The organism is Hyphomicrobium sp. (genome assembly GCF_047600905.1).
Classification (GTDB): Bacteria; Pseudomonadota; Alphaproteobacteria; order Rhizobiales; family Hyphomicrobiaceae; genus Hyphomicrobium_B.
On record NZ_JASGKD010000001.1, the window covers coordinates 1635670 to 1650362 of the forward strand.

Sequence of the window (14693 nt, forward strand, 5' to 3'; positions counted from 1 at the left end):
GCGGACCTCGCGAAATTCGAGGAGCATCTTGTGACGATCAGCACGATCAAAAGCCGACCAATCTATCCGGGCCTCAGTCCGGATCTTAATGCCCGCAGCAATTTCATCGTGTGCGACAAGAGCGGCGCGGCGGCCGTCGCGGAATTATTCGCGCGCGCCGACAGCCAATTCGCAAAACGCAGCACCATTATTATCGCCGACCCGGTGAGCGACGCCGACGCGAAGACGCTGGCCTCCGAGCTTTCGCCGGGAACGATCGAATTTCTCCCCTCTCTTGCCGAAGGCATTGCGCGGTTGCACGACACGCTCCAATCGGCACCGATGGGGCTCCGTCTTTATGCCGCCGGGACCGAACCGTTGATCGGGTCCGTGGTGCAAGCAGCTGCCAATTACGGCATCGACCATCTTTCGATCCGGACGGAGCACCGCGGCTCGCTTCAGCGCCGCGTCCAGTGCGTGCACTGCAAAGGCTTCATCGAGAACGTCACGACCAATCCGGTGACGTGCACCCATTGCGGACTGACGCTTATGGTTCGCGATCACTACTCCCGCCGACTTGCGGCATTCCAAGGCGTCTGCATCGACGCCGAAGTTCCCGGCGACGTTCCACCGACGGAGGCACTGTATCAATGAGCGGAACTTCTCTACGCAGGGTTCGCGTCGCCGAGGTCGAACGCGTTGCCAATCGCATCAAACGTTTCCGCCTTGTCGACATCGACAACGCGCCGCTTTCGGAGTTCTCGGGCGGCTCGCATATTTCCGTCGTCATGCACGCGGGCGACCGGCTGATCCGCAATCCTTATTCGCTGATGAGCGCGCCGACCGATACGTCGAGTTATCAGATTAGCGTCCTTCATTGCGGTGACGACTCACGTGGCGGCTCGAAGTTCATGCACGAGAACGTCGGCGTCGGCACCGAACTCCAAATTAGCCAACCACTGAACCTGTTTCCGCCGGTGAAGCTGGCGAAGAAACACGTACTGATCGCCGGCGGAATCGGCATAACGCCGTTCATGTCGATGATGAACGAACTCGACAGCCTGCGATCGGAATTTGAGCTGCACTACGGCGTGCGGTCTCTCGACGAAGGCGCCTACTGCAAATACCTGCAATCCCGCTATGGCTCGCGCGTCAACGTCTATCGCCAAGACCAGGGTCAGATGATCCCGCTCGATACCATTCTCGGCGATCAGCTTCTGGGTACGCATATGTACGTGTGCGGCCCAAAGCCGATGATCGATTGGGCATTGCAGACGGCGGAACTTCTCGGCTGGCCCACGGAAAACGTTCACTCCGAGCAGTTCGCGGCGCCGCCGGCGGGAGCTCCCTTCATCGTGAAGCTGGCAAAATCGGGAATCGAGATTCCCGTCAAAGGCCATCAGAGCATTCTCGAAGCGCTCGAAGAGCATGGCATCGACGCACCGTATCTTTGCCGTGGCGGTGCTTGCGGCCAGTGCGAGACGGCGGTCACCTCTTGCGACGGCTACATCGAGCACAACGATCACTTCCTTTCCGAACCCGAACGGGTAAGCGGCAAGAAGATCATGATCTGCATGTCTCGCATTCAAACCGGGTCGATCACGCTCGACCTCTAGGCAAATCTTTCAATACGCATCCGGGGAGCCACCGCATGGCGCTGATATTCAAAGACGAGACGTTTCGAGACGACTTCACCTTCAAGAACAGCGCGTCGACTATACGTCGCTTTCCGTTTCCGTTCATCGAAGACCAATATCGCTATTCGGTGAACATCGAGCCGCATACGCCCGGCCCAAAAGGCTCCGTTTACGAATTCCCGTTCGATATCGACGAGCATTACGTTTCGGAAATGCGTGACCGGGCAATGGTTCTGGAGCAAGACCCAGGCCGATGCCAGGCGCTACCGCACATGATGATGGCGCAATGGGACATGCTCGAACTGGTGATGACGTCGATGGCGCGGGATTATCCCGACCTCTTCACGCTGCATCGTGACGGCGATCACTGGCACTGGATCAATAAGCCGCTCAAGATCGACCAGAGATTCACGTTCGGCGACGTCAATTCGTTGCCTTACGAGCCGATGGAATACATCGGTCGCCAGGTTCAGGGCGATTTCTCGATCCAAGACCAGCGCGACAACCAGCTGTGGATGGACGCAGGCATCATCACATCGCAGGCCGACTGGTCGCTCGACTTCGACGTCGGCATGAACTTCTTCGAATGGCATGGACCGGTGCCGCTCGCGCATGAAGCCGGCGTGTTCGAACGGGCGCTGAAATTTCTGCTCAACCTGCAGATCGCCAACCCGGTGCGCCGCCTCAACTGGACGATGACGGTCAATCCGCGGCTCGATACGTCGCCGGAAAACTATCACAAGTGGGGAACAGACCGGACGACCATCACGCCCGAGAACGTCGGACAAAAATTGCATCTGCGCGTCGAGATGCAGGGGCTTTTCCGGCTGCCGCGCTCAAACGCCATTCTGTTCTCAATCCGCGGCTATCTGATGAGCCTGGAACAGATCGTCACCGTTCCGAAATGGGGCCGCCGGCTGCCGCGCGTACTCAAATCGCTTCCGCAAGAACTCGTCGATTACAAAGGTCTCAGCCGCTATCGCGGCACCGCAATCAACTGGCTCGAAAAGTATGACGACGGCGCCCCGACCTCGCCCGGCGGCGGTCCGGACTGAGCGCAGATCAACCGCAAAAAACTTCAACCACAAACAGTTCAAGACAGCCAAGAGGTAATGCTCATGTCCCTAGCCCATCTGCCCCGGCAATCCATCCTGAACGATCGCCACCGGGCGAACGGAGGCGATCTCGACTCCGTGTCGTGGAACAACATGCCGCTTCCGCAGACGTATCAGACCGACCCCTATTTCGAGACCGAAGCGGTGCGCAATCGCGCCGGCTTGTTCGACGTCTCGTCGCTTCAGATCATCAACGTTTCGGGACCTGATGCGCAGAAGCTTTTGAACTACATGCTGACGTCGGACATCTCGAAGGCAAAGCCCGGCGACTCGCATATCTCCAACATCGTCAACGAGAACGGCGGCCTGATCGACGACGTACTCGTCTATATCGACAGCCCGACGGAGTTCCGGCTTTCGCACGGCGCTGGCAAGCTCGAAGAGGTCATCTTCTCTCTCGCGCCGAAGTACGACGTAAAGGTCGAGAAGGACGATGATGTCCATATTCTGGCGCTGCAAGGTCCGGCTTCTCTCGAAATCCTCGCTCCGCATACGCCGATGAACCTCGCTGGCCTCGGCTACTTCAAGCACGAGCCGACGACGCTGTTTGGCACGCCGATCCGCATGGCACGCGGCGGCTATTCGGCGGAGCGCGGTTATGAAGTGTTCTGCAAGGCGGCTGATGCTCACAAGATGTGGGATCAGATCCTGGCGGCCGGCAAAGACAAGGGCCTCATTCCGGTTTCATGGGCGTGCCTCGATATCGTGCGCGTCGAAGGCGGACTGTTGTTCTTCCCCTATGAGATGCCGCACGAGGACACGACGCCGTGGGAAGTCCGCGCCGACTGGACGGTCGATATGTCGAAGCCCGATTTCATCGGCAAGAAAGCGCTCGCGGAAAAGAAGGGCAAGGAGCGCTCGTTCGTCACCGGCCTTGAAGTCGATACGGATCACGCGATCGAGCCGGGTGCGAAGATTACCGTCAACGGCAAGGACGTCGGCGTCGTTACGAGCACGACCTACAGCAAATATCTGATGAAATCGCTGGCGATGGCGCAGATCGATCCGGCCTACACGAAGCTCGGAACCGAGCTTGTGGTGCATGACAAGGGCGACTTCCCGGCAACCGTCGTGAGAATGCCGTTCTACGACCCGCTCCGCCTGCGCACGCATCCGCGCGATGAGGCCTGATTTCGCATTCAACACAAAACCTCAACTCAAATACCTTTGGAAGGACACACAATGGCAAAGCGTATTGCAATCATCGGTGCCGGCCCGAGCGGCATGGCGGTTTTGCGCGCCTTCGAAAGCGCCCGCAAGAAAGGCGCCGACATTCCGGAAATGGTCTGCTACGAGCGGCAGAAAGATTGCGGCGGCATCTGGAACTACACGTGGCGCACCGGAACCGATGAATTCGGCGAGCCGGTTCACGCTTCGATGTATCGCTATCTGTGGTCAAACGGTCCGAAGGAGTGTCTGGAGTTCGCCGACTACTCGTTCGAGGAGCACTTCGGACGGCCGATTCCATCGTTCCCGCCGCGCGCCGTGCTGCACGACTACATCAAGGGCCGCATCGAGCGCAGCGGCATCATGCACTACATCAAGATGAACCACGCGGTTAAGTGGGTCCGCTACGACGAGGCGACTGAGAAGTTCACCGTGTCGGTCAAAGACCTCGATACCGATCACACGACCTCGTCGGAATTCGATTACGTGTTCTGCGGCAGCGGACACTTTTCGACGCCGAACATTCCGGAATTTCCGGGTTTGACGATGTTCCTCGGCCGCACGCTGCATTCGCATGACTTCCGCTCGGCCGATGAATTCGCGGGCAAGGACGTGCTGTGCGTCGGCGCGAGCTATTCGTCGGAAGACATCGGCATCCAGTGCTACAAATACGGCGCGAAATCCGTGACGTTCTCGTATCGCACGCGTCCGATGGGCTTCAAATGGCCGGCACGCATGGACGAACGGCCGCTGCTCGAAAGAGTCGAAGGCAAAACCGCCTTTTTCCAAGACGGATCGTCGAAAGACGTCGACGCCATCGTCCTGTGCACGGGTTATCTCCACCATCACCCGTTCATGGAAGATTCGCTGCGCCTCAAGTCGCGCAACCGCCTCTATCCGCCGAACATGTACAAGGGCATTTTCTGGATCGATAATCCGAAGCTCATGTACATCGGCATGCAGGACCAGTTCTACACCTTCAACATGTTCGACGCTCAGGCTTGGTATGCGCGCGACGTTGTTCTCGGCCGCATCAAGCTGCCGTCGAAATCGGACATGATCGCCGACATCCACAAGTGGACCGAGATGGAAGAAGCGATCCCGGATGCGGAAGGCGCCATCGATTTCCAGACCGAATACATGCGCGATCTTCTTGCTCCGACCGACTACCCGCGTCTCGACGTCGATACCGTCGCGAAGATGTTCAAGGAGTGGGAACATCACAAGATGGAAGACATCCTGACGTATCGCGACCGTTCGCATAAGTCGGTGCTGACCGGAACCGTCGCGCCGGTTCATCACACGCCGTGGATGAGGGCGCTCGATGACTCGATGGAAGCGTTCCTCAACCAGCCGGGAACGAAGGTCGCCGCGGAGTAAGCGGCGCCACCACATTCAGACCCGATCATGGATTGGTCGCGCGACGCGGCCAATCCATCAATTGCTTTCAGCGAGATGAGGACAACATGAGCGACAGTGTTCTGACGTCCCGCGCACGCCCCAAGCTTTTCGTTCCGGGCCAGCCTTCGCTTCTACCGGGTGTCGAGCGATATGTTTTGAAGGGCGGCGGCACCGCCGTTTACGAACTCGACAAGGGCGACCGCGTCGAGATCACGCCGCTCGAAGGCGGACAAACGGTTGAGATTGCGGCATTCGCACCGGGCGGAAAGAGCGATCTTGGCGCGCTCGGCCTCAAAGGCAAAGACAAGCCCACCGGCATCCAGAAGGCACTCGAAACCGACAGCGAAGACGCACAGCGCGTTCGTTTCGGGTTATTCCGGCGCGGGCTCGATCTGGGGCGCGTGAAAGCAACGCGTTTGCTCGGACCCGATTCAACGCCGGGCGACGTCGTCTCGCTGCAGGCTGAAAAATCGGTTCTGGCCGTACTTGGCGCACCCGCCGAACCGATGGTGGTGTGGGATCAGACCCCCGCGACGGATGTTCTCGTTTTCATTCAGCGTGCAAATCCGAGGCTGCTCAACGAAGCCAAGCTGCCCGATCCGATCGCAGAGCCGCGCCTCGATATCCGCATCAACATCGCAAGCGCCGAAAGCTTCGAAGTGCATGCGGGCGAATATATCCAGATCATCGACGTGCAGGGCCGGCAATGCTCCGACTTTCTGGCATTCAATCGCAAGGAGCTCGATAAGGGCAACGTACTGGGGCTCGATTCGACGACGACGCGATCGATGACCGGCATGGCGTATCCGAAGCCTGGACTGTTCTCGAAGTTCTTCGACCGCGATCGCAATGCTCTTGTCGAAGTCGTACAGGATACGGTCGGGCGGCACGACACGTTCAACCTAGCGTGCACGACGCGCTACTACGAAGACATGGGCTACTTCGGCCATCCGAACTGCTCGGACAACTTCAACGATGCGCTGAAGGATTATCCGATCGGCAGTTACAAGGGCTGGCCTGCAATCAACTTCTTCTTCAATACCAATGTCGACTGCCATAACAACATATGGTCCGACGAACCGTGGTCGCGTCCTGGCGACTACGTGATGATGCGTGCGTTGACGGATCTCGTCTGCGGCACGTCTGCCTGCCCGGCCGATATCGACGCCTCGAACGGCTGGAACCTCACGGAAATTCACGTTCGGGTCTACCCGAAAAATACCCCATTCAAGCGCTCGATCGGATACAGAATGGCACCGGATGCACCTATGCAGCTGACAAGAGAATTGGGATTCCACCCGCGCACGTCAGCCCTCACCCGCAACTTCGGCGACTATCGCGGCTTCTGGGTGCCGCACTGCTATGCCAACGCGGGCGCCATCGAGGAATATTGGGCGTGCCGCGAGCGGGCCGTCATCATGGATCTGTCGCCGCTGCGCAAAATGGAAGTGCTCGGGCCGGATGCGGAGCAGTTCCTCAACGGCATCATCACGCGCGACGTGCGCAAGCTTTCGGTCGGCCAGATCTACTACACGCCGATGTGCTACGAGCACGGCGGCATGGTCGATGACGGCACGCTGTTCCGGCTTGGAGAAAACAACTTCCGCTGGATCGGCGGCGATGATGCGAGCCTGATCTGGCTGAAAGAGCAGCTCGCGAAAACGAACTATAAGGTGAACCTCAAAACTGCGACATCCGAGATCAGCAACGTTGCGGTTCAGGGACCGAAGTCGCGCGAGATCCTGGCGTCGATCATCGAGACGCCGCCGGGGCGCCCGAACATGCAGGAACTCGGCGTCTTCCGCTTCACCGTCGGGCGCATCGGCGGCGTCGCCGGCATTCCGGTGATGGTGTCGCGCACCGGTTATACCGGTGAACTCGGCTACGAGGTCTTCTGCCATCCAAAGGATGCACCGGCGGTGTGGGATGCGATCATGGCCGCCGGCGCGCCATTCAAGATTCAGCCGTTCGGCTTCGATGCGCTCGACATGGTGCGCATCGAGGCGGGCCTCGTGTTCGGCGGGCATGATTTCGATTCAACCACCGATCCACTCGAAGCCGGCATCAGTTTCACGGTGCCGACGAAGAAGGAAGAGGACTACATCGGCAAGGCGGCGATCGAGAACCGCCGCGCGCATCCGTTGCGCAAGCTCGTCGGTCTCGAGATCGAAGGCAACGAGAAGCCGTCGCACGGAGATCCGGTGTTCATCGGACGGGCGCAGGTCGGTATCGTGACCAGCGCGATGCGCTCGCCGCTTTTGAAGAAGACGCTGGCGTTCGCTCGTGTCGAGGCCGTGCATTCAGAGCTTGGTACAGCGCTCGAGATCGGGCGGCTGGACGGTCTACAGAAGCGCTTCAAAGCGACGGTCGTGCCGTTTCCCTTCTACGATCCGAAGAAAGAACGCGTTCGGATGTAAGCCACGCATATCACTTATGCGAATTGCGGCCGGGAGCGCTCCCGGCCGCTTTTTTGTGCGAACGGCGAGTTGCATCGTTTTCTCGTGGGCGGTAAACGCGGCCAACCGCTCACGGAGATGCCAATGTTCAAGGCCGTCATCATCGAAAGAAACAGCGAACGCTCCGGGCCGCGATTGGCCGAGCTCGACAAATCGGCGCTGCCGGACGGGGACGTGACGGTTCGCGTTCGCTATTCGACGCTCAATTATAAGGACGGCCTGGCGATCACCGGCAAGGTGCCGGTCGTGCGTTCGTTTCCGATGGTTCCGGGCATCGATTTCGCCGCCGTCGTGGAAGAAAGCTCGAATCCGCGATTCAAGGCTGGCGACGAAGTCATTCTTAACGGCTTCGGCGTCGGCGAAGATCATTGGGGCGGCCTTGCGGAATATGCACGCGTCAAGGGCGACTGGCTGATCCCGTTACCCAAAGGCATAACGCCAGCGCGCGCGATGGCGCTCGGCACGGCAGGCTATACCGCGATGCTGTGCGTGATGGCGCTTGAGAAACAAGGCGTCACGCCGGACAAGGGCGAGATCATCGTGACAGGCGCGGGCGGGGGTGTCGGCGGTGTCGCGCTGCTTATCCTTTCGCATCTGGGCTACGAGGTCGCCGCGTCGACGGGACGGCCCGAAGAGGCTGACTATCTGAAAGGGCTCGGCGCCAAGACGATCATCGAACGCAAGGAGCTTTCGTCCGCCGGCCGGCCTTTGCAGAAAGCGCGATGGGCGGGCGCCGTCGACAGCGTCGGCAGCCACACGTTGGCGAATGTCTGCGCGCAAATGCAGGACGACGGCATCGTGACTGCCTGCGGCCTGGCGCAGGGCTTGGATTTTCCGGCAAGCGTCGCGCCGTTCATCCTGCGTGGTGTGATCCTGGTCGGCATAAACTCCGTCTATCGATCGCTTGCGGATCGCGAAGAAGCTTGGGGGCGCCTTGCGCGCGAGATCGATTTCGCAAAGCTCGACGGAATGACCAAGACGATTTCGCTTTCGGACTCCATTGAGGCGGCGCGCAACCTGATCGACGGCAAGATCCGCGGCCGTCTCGTTGTCGACGTTTCAAAATAATTCTTGCAACATTCGAGGATCACCAATGCCCCTTCTTCGCTTCGATCTCATCAAGGGACGAACGGATGCTGAAATCGCTAGCCTGCTTGATGTTACACATGAGGCCATGCTCGAAGCGTTCAGGGTACCGGTTCGCGACCGCTATCAGATCGTGCACGAGCACGAGCCCAGCCGACTGCGCATCGAGGATACGGGCCTCGACATCCCGCGCACCAACAAGTTCGTAATGATATCGGTGACGACGCGACCGCGCACGACGGAGGAGAAGACGAACTTTTATCGCCTGCTGACGGAGGCGCTGTCGAAGCGCTGCGGGATCGCCGCAAGCGATGTGATGGTCAATATGGTGACGAATACCGATGCGGACTGGTCGTTCGGCAACGGCGAAGCGCAATTTCTGACGGGCAAGCTCGGCGGCAAGCCAAAATGAGGTGAGCAGTGCATTTCGTTCATGATCCAAATGCTCCTGCAGCGCCTACGATCACCTTCGATCAGTTCCTCGCGGTCGATATTCGCGTCGGCACCGTGGTCGCAGCGGAGCCTTATCCGGAAGCACGCAAGCCGGCGCTGAAGCTCAGAATTGATTTCGGCGAAGGCATCGGCATCAAACAATCGAGCGCGCAGATCACGCGGCATTATGATTGCGCGGCTCTCATTGGGCGGCAGGTTGCGGCGGTGGTGAATTTCCCGCCGCGCCAGATCGGAAAGTTCATGTCGGAAGTCCTGACGCTGGGATTTCCTGATGAGAGCGGCGAAGTCGTGCTGTTCGCGCCGGACATCAAAGTGCCAAACGGCGCCCGGTTATTTTAGTCCATCATTCCGTCATCCTCAGCTTCGTACTTCTTCTTGTGCCCGATCGCTCAGACGTACAACGCGACCGCCTTCACCTGATCGTCGGTGAGATCGACGCCACCTTTCGATGGCATGGCGCCTGGACGTTGCTTGGATGTCGCGTTAGTTCAATTTGCCGATAGCTATCGGCACAATTCGGAATGGAAGCGTGGGCGGTCCGTTATCTTTGGCTGCGAAAAGGTGCCCGAGTTGCCCTTCTCCGACCCAGACAGTTTCGCCGACTTTCGCAACCGATGTCGGGCCAGCGAGGCCGTCCCGCAAGGTTTCGATATCGACCTTCTCGCCGTTCACCGTTATGCGATCGACTGCACCTCCCCCTTCGGCCATCAGAAATGTATTGCCACTGAGGTGGCGCAGTCCGTCAGGGTTTTTGATCGGTCTTGAGGTTTCCAGCTTCGTGACGATGCCGGGCGCACCATCCTTCAGGGTGACACGAAAGAATTCGCTTCCACCGAAGGTGTTGACGTAAAGATTGCCGTCGTCGCCGAAGGCGATGCCGTCGAGTCCAGCGCCGTTCTTGGGAGCCAAAAGGTCATTCTCGAGCCAGATTTCAAGCTCCTTCGCGCCAGGCTTCAGCCTTAGAATTTGCGGTGCGGCGGTATTCGTCACGTACATTGTTCCGTCGGGTGCTATCACCATGTCATTGCAGACGTGGGCCTTCCCGGGGAACTCGGCGCTGAATTTGCCTTCACCGGTCGCTAGGTCGAAGCCCTTGAGATAGGCGCCTTCGACTGTTCCGGGCCCCGGCACGCCCATCGCCGAAATGTCGTTCGAGCAGACCCATAAAGTGTTTGTTTTCTCATCGACAAGGACACCGAAAGTCGTTCGCGTGCCGAATGCGCCGGGCTCGATCCATGGTTCTGCGGTCGATACCCCCGGCTTGGCGCGCGCGAGGCCGCCGGAGGCGATGCTGCTGATATAAATCGTGCCGTCTGACGATGCGGAAATACTTTCGGGATATGCGCGGTCGCCGGGAATTGCGATCGGCTTTAAATCTTCCGCGACCACCGGAGGAGCAAACGCGGCAATCCCTACGAGAATAACCGCTGAAATCCAGCGATTTGGTTTTTGCGTACGCATCATTCCTCCTGCTTACGGATGAGAGTTCTCACGGAGATGGTCCTCCCCGTTCGACTCTCATTTAAATTATAATAAAAATCTAAAATGCTTGTGAAGGGCCGGTGCAGGCTCCAAGGCGGCTGCCGAGTATACCTCAATGCGTGATCGCTTCCGGCTTTTTCGCCAAAGCGAAGGCCATCGATTCCGACAGTTCTCTCGCCTTACTGCGCCGAACGGAAAAGCTGATGCCGAAACCGTCCATTGTTTTGAGCGTCACGATTACAAGCGACGGGTCGACGGTCTGTTCAATGACCCAGGATCCCAACGGATAGGAAAATCGGCACGAAGCGTCACCATACTGGCGGCGAACCGCAGCATCGATGAGGTTTGGAAATGTCATCGCAAGCATGCCGAGTTGATCGATGGGGAAATTGAGATCAACGGGCATTCCCTGCGCATCGACGGCGCGCAGGGTGACGCTCTTACCATCATTTTCGACGTTGAAGGCGTCCAGATGCTGCACGTCGATGCGCATGCGTTGTCTCCGATACATCGTTCAGAGCTATCGTTATAGCTGAATAACTATTTCGAATCCATCGCTGCGGCATGGCGGCGGGGCGGCGGGGCGAACTGTCCGGTGTCACCTTGGGAACAGACGATGCCCCGCGGCTGAGGATAGACGGGCATCGAGTTGGATTTTGTGATATGCGTTTGCCTTGATGGCGTTCTCACCGCTCCCCGATTTGGAGGCGCTCAATGCCGCGATTTTCTTTGCCCGGATTTGCCATGGCGCTTGCAAGCGCGGGCCCCGCCTTGATGACGGCCTCCTGCCTGCCCGCCTTTGCGAAATCCGGTGACCGGATCGGCGACGCCGTCGTCATCACCAACATCGTCATGGCGGATTTCGAGAAAGAGGAGCGCAAGCTCTCGCGCGGCGACGACGTCCGGCAGGACGAAATCATCGAGGTCAATACCGACGCGCAAGGCGAATTCAAACTCGACGACGATACGAAGCTGGCGCTCGGACCCGGGTCGCGCCTGGTGCTCGACAAGTTCGTCTACGACAGCGACAAGAAAACCGGTTCGATCATCATGAACATGGCGAAAGGCGCGTTCCGATTCATCACCGGCGTCGCTGCGAAGCCGACCTACGTCATCAACACGCCGAATGCCTCCATCACCGTGCGCGGCACGATCTTCGACACCTACGTTTTGCCCGACAAGTCGGTTTGGGTGCTGCTGCACGAAGGCGCCGTCGAAACGACGGGAAAGAAGAACGTCTGCCGTGTGCTCGATCGTCCCGGCCAAATGATGCATATAGACGCCGACGGCACCATTACGGGTCCGTTCAATTGGACGAAGCTCCCGGACAACAGAGCTGTCGCCTTCGACACCGCCTTTCCGTTTGTGATCAATGCGCCGACCATCGACCCCAATCCGCTGCTGACGCGCTCGCAAATTATCGAGGCTAACTTCCCGGACGAGCCATCGAAGCCGTGCGTCAACCCGCATCTACAGATCATTCCCACTCCGCCGATCAAAACGCGGAAGGCTGAGACGCCGAAAAAAGCGCCGCCGAAGAAAAAGGTCGCGACGCGCAAGCCCAAGAAGGGTGACGGTGGCTATGGCGACGACTGCCCCGGCTGCATGACCGGCATGGGCATCGTCATCGGCGGCGGCGGAATGGGAGGCTTCGGCGGCGGCCATCGCGGCAACTACGGCGGCGACCGGGGACGATAGAACGCGATCGCCGCCGGCGTGAGAGGCGAAGGTGCTCAGGCTCGCGGCACCGGATGGGCGGCGCTTTTTCGATAATAGTCGGCCATGCCGCCAGAGGCGAACTGCAGGCACTCCGAGGCGGCCTGTCCAATCCGGGACGGGTCGCCATCGCTCTGCGCCGACAGAAACGCGGCGTGGGCCGTTTCCCACCGGCGGAAAAGCTCGCCCGCGGCGTAGGCCTCATCGCCGAGGAGCGCGAAGATGATCTCCGGACGGTCCTTGCCGCGGGGCGTCACCGCACCGAGTTCGAGCAGCGCGAACTGCGGCGCTTCGGCCGCGGTACGTTCGCCGACAATGATGTCGGCAGCGAAGGTTTTGGTCGCTTCCTCGAAACGTGCGGCGACGTTGACGACATCGCCGAGCACGGAATAATCGAAGCGCTGCGGCGAGCCGACATTGCCGACGACGCATTTACCGGTATTCAACCCTATGCCCATACGCACGGGCGCGAACGGCTTTCCGGGCGACATGTTTTCGGTTTGAAGTTCATCGTTGAGCCGGGCCAGGCTTTGCCGCATAGCGAGCGCCGTCCGGCAGGCATTGGCGGCATGGGCCGCGTCAGGCAGCGGAGCGTTCCAAAACGCCATCACGGCATCGCCCATGAATTTGTCGATGGTGCCGTTGTGCTTCAGGATCTCATCGGTCAGCGGCGTGAAGAGACGATTGACGAAGCGGATCAATTCTTCGGCGGTCATGCTTTCGGATAGCTTGGAGAAGCCGCGTACGTCGGCAAAGAGCAAGGTTATCTCGCGCGTTTCGCCGCCGAGTTTCAGCTTGTCGCGGTTTCGCGCGAGTTCTTCGACGAGGGGCGCCGAGACGTAGTGGCCGAACGCAGAGCGGATTTCGGCGCGTTCGACCTCGGACTTGATGTAGCTCGTCAGCGAAATGCCGAGATAGAGCAGTGCCACCGAAAGCGAGGGATAGACAGGGTCGAACAGCAATCCGGCTCGCGAATAGGCAAACCACGAGGCGGCGATGATCAAAGCAATCGCGGCGACGCCCACCGCAGCGGCGACGAGTGCGCCCGAACGCTCGATCAGCCACGCAACCAGCGCGCCGACAATGACGATGAAGGTGAGTTCCGCTCCCGTGGCATAGGCCGGCCGCTCAAGGTGATCTCCAGACAGTATTTGTTCAAGCGCCTGAGCATGAATTTCGACTCCCGGCGCGGCCGCTTCAAGCGGGGTCGCCCTCAAATCGAGCAAGCCAGTCGCGGTGGCACCGATCAGGACGTGGCGCCCCTTCACCGCTGCCGGGTCGAACGTGCCGTCGAGGACGCTCAGCGCCGAGATCTGTCGCCGTGGGTCGCTATGCGAAAGCTTCAGCCAGAGTTCGCCTTGGCCGTCCGACGGCAGAATCGTTTCTCCGACGCGGACGCTTTCGATGCCGGTCTTCTGTCCGAATGCCGACAGTCCGCTGCCGCCCGACGACTTGAGGAAAATGGTCGATTGCCCGGTTCCGACGCGGAAGGCTTCGAGCGCGAGCGAGGGATAGAGCGCGCCGCCGATCGAAACGATCAGCGGGATGCGGCGGATGACCTGATCGGCGGACGGGAGCCAGTTGACCGCGCCGATGCCGCTCGCGGCTTTGGTGAGAACGGGCAAATTCTCGACGCCGCCGGCAAAGGCATGAACGAATTGGGCGGGGTCGTCGCCGGCGAACGCGATGGCGCCTGGATAGCGCGCGATCTTTGCCTTGCCGTCGGAGGTTCCCGCTACGCCGAGAACGACTGGGGCTGCCGCGATGGCTTTGCCGAGATTTTCGTCATTCGACGGCATTTTTGCCAGTTCGGCGACAAGCGCGGCACTATTCGACCGGCTTGAGACGGACCGCGCGAGTTCTTCCGGCGACATGCGATCGGGCTCGGCCAGCACCAAATCGAACGTAATCGAGGCGGCGCCCGCGGCTTTGAGATTTGCGACGATGGCGCTCAGCCTGTCGCGCGGCCACGGCCACTGGCCGACCTTGGCGAGAGATGCTTCGTCGATCGCAACGATGCGGACAGGAAAGGAGGTATCGACCGGCCTCGGAGCGCTTCGGAGATAGGTGTCGAAGACCGACAATCTCAATCGTGCGACCGGATCGGGATCGGCTATGCGGAGTGCGACGCACGCGGTTAACAGCGCCACGGCGATGAGCAAGGCGAGCGGCAGCTTGGTTTCTCGGAGCCTCATGGAACG

At 59.6% G+C, this 14693-nt stretch carries 13 protein-coding genes; 10 read left to right on the forward strand and 3 right to left on the reverse strand.

Translation table 11 applies throughout. The features are described 5' to 3' along the window. Positions 1-30 precede the first annotated feature (30 nt). The 9 genes from QM780_RS08065 to QM780_RS08105 all read left to right on the forward strand — a co-directional run bounded on the left by QM780_RS08065 (position 31) and on the right by QM780_RS08105 (position 9633). Positions 31-633 carry a dimethylamine monooxygenase subunit DmmA family protein gene (locus QM780_RS08065; RefSeq protein WP_415071989.1) on the forward strand — a complete coding sequence of 201 codons (603 nt, stop codon included), beginning with the start codon at positions 31-33 and terminating at the stop codon, positions 631-633. Beyond that, positions 630-1595 (forward strand): PDR/VanB family oxidoreductase, encoded by a 966-nt coding sequence (locus QM780_RS08070; protein WP_415069956.1) that lies wholly within the window; start codon positions 630-632, stop codon positions 1593-1595. Before QM780_RS08065 ends, QM780_RS08070 begins: the two co-directional genes overlap by 4 nt. A gap of 35 nt (positions 1596-1630) precedes the next feature. Beyond that, on the forward strand, positions 1631-2671 hold the full coding sequence (locus QM780_RS08075; protein WP_415069957.1) for a heme-dependent oxidative N-demethylase family protein: 1041 nt from the start codon (positions 1631-1633) through the stop codon (positions 2669-2671). A 63-nt stretch (positions 2672-2734) separates the two neighbouring features. Beyond that, a complete protein-coding gene (locus QM780_RS08080; RefSeq protein ID WP_415069958.1) occupies positions 2735-3862 on the forward strand; it encodes an aminomethyltransferase family protein in 1128 nt (375 codons plus the stop codon). A 51-nt stretch (positions 3863-3913) separates the two neighbouring features. Beyond that, positions 3914-5278, forward strand: a complete 1365-nt coding sequence (locus tag QM780_RS08085; protein ID WP_415069959.1) for an NAD(P)-binding domain-containing protein — start codon at positions 3914-3916, stop codon at positions 5276-5278. Positions 5279-5364: 86 nt separating this feature from the next. After that, complete coding sequence (locus QM780_RS08090; protein ID WP_415069960.1) at positions 5365-7716, forward strand: DUF1989 domain-containing protein; 2352 nt, start codon at positions 5365-5367, stop codon at positions 7714-7716. A gap of 123 nt (positions 7717-7839) precedes the next feature. Next, the gene (locus tag QM780_RS08095) at positions 7840-8823 is read left to right on the forward strand and encodes an MDR family oxidoreductase (RefSeq protein ID WP_415069961.1); all 984 of its coding nucleotides are present in this window, start codon (positions 7840-7842) and stop codon (positions 8821-8823) included. A gap of 25 nt (positions 8824-8848) precedes the next feature. Then, positions 8849-9253, forward strand: coding sequence for a tautomerase family protein (locus QM780_RS08100; RefSeq protein WP_415069962.1), 405 nt, complete (start codon positions 8849-8851; stop codon positions 9251-9253). An 8-nt stretch (positions 9254-9261) separates the two neighbouring features. Continuing rightward, on the forward strand, positions 9262-9633 hold the full coding sequence (locus QM780_RS08105; RefSeq protein ID WP_415069964.1) for a tRNA-binding protein: 372 nt from the start codon (positions 9262-9264) through the stop codon (positions 9631-9633). 144 nt (positions 9634-9777) lie between these two features. Here QM780_RS08105 and QM780_RS08110 read toward each other — a convergent pair whose 3' ends face one another. Continuing rightward, positions 9778-10758 carry an SMP-30/gluconolactonase/LRE family protein gene (locus tag QM780_RS08110; protein WP_415069965.1) on the reverse strand — a complete coding sequence of 327 codons (981 nt, stop codon included), beginning with the start codon at positions 10756-10758 and terminating at the stop codon, positions 9778-9780. Positions 10759-10888: 130 nt separating this feature from the next. Further along, positions 10889-11269: a hypothetical protein gene (locus tag QM780_RS08115; protein ID WP_415069966.1), complete on the reverse strand. Its 381-nt coding sequence runs from the start codon at positions 11267-11269 to the stop codon at positions 10889-10891. 221 nt (positions 11270-11490) lie between these two features. On the opposite strand from QM780_RS08115, the gene QM780_RS08120 reads away from it, so the two are divergent. Then, positions 11491-12474, forward strand: coding sequence for a FecR domain-containing protein (locus QM780_RS08120; RefSeq protein WP_415069967.1), 984 nt, complete (start codon positions 11491-11493; stop codon positions 12472-12474). A gap of 35 nt (positions 12475-12509) precedes the next feature. Here QM780_RS08120 and QM780_RS08125 read toward each other — a convergent pair whose 3' ends face one another. Beyond that, the gene (locus QM780_RS08125; protein WP_415069968.1) at positions 12510-14687 is read right to left on the reverse strand and encodes a CHASE2 domain-containing protein; all 2178 of its coding nucleotides are present in this window, start codon (positions 14685-14687) and stop codon (positions 12510-12512) included. Positions 14688-14693: the final 6 nt, after the last annotated feature.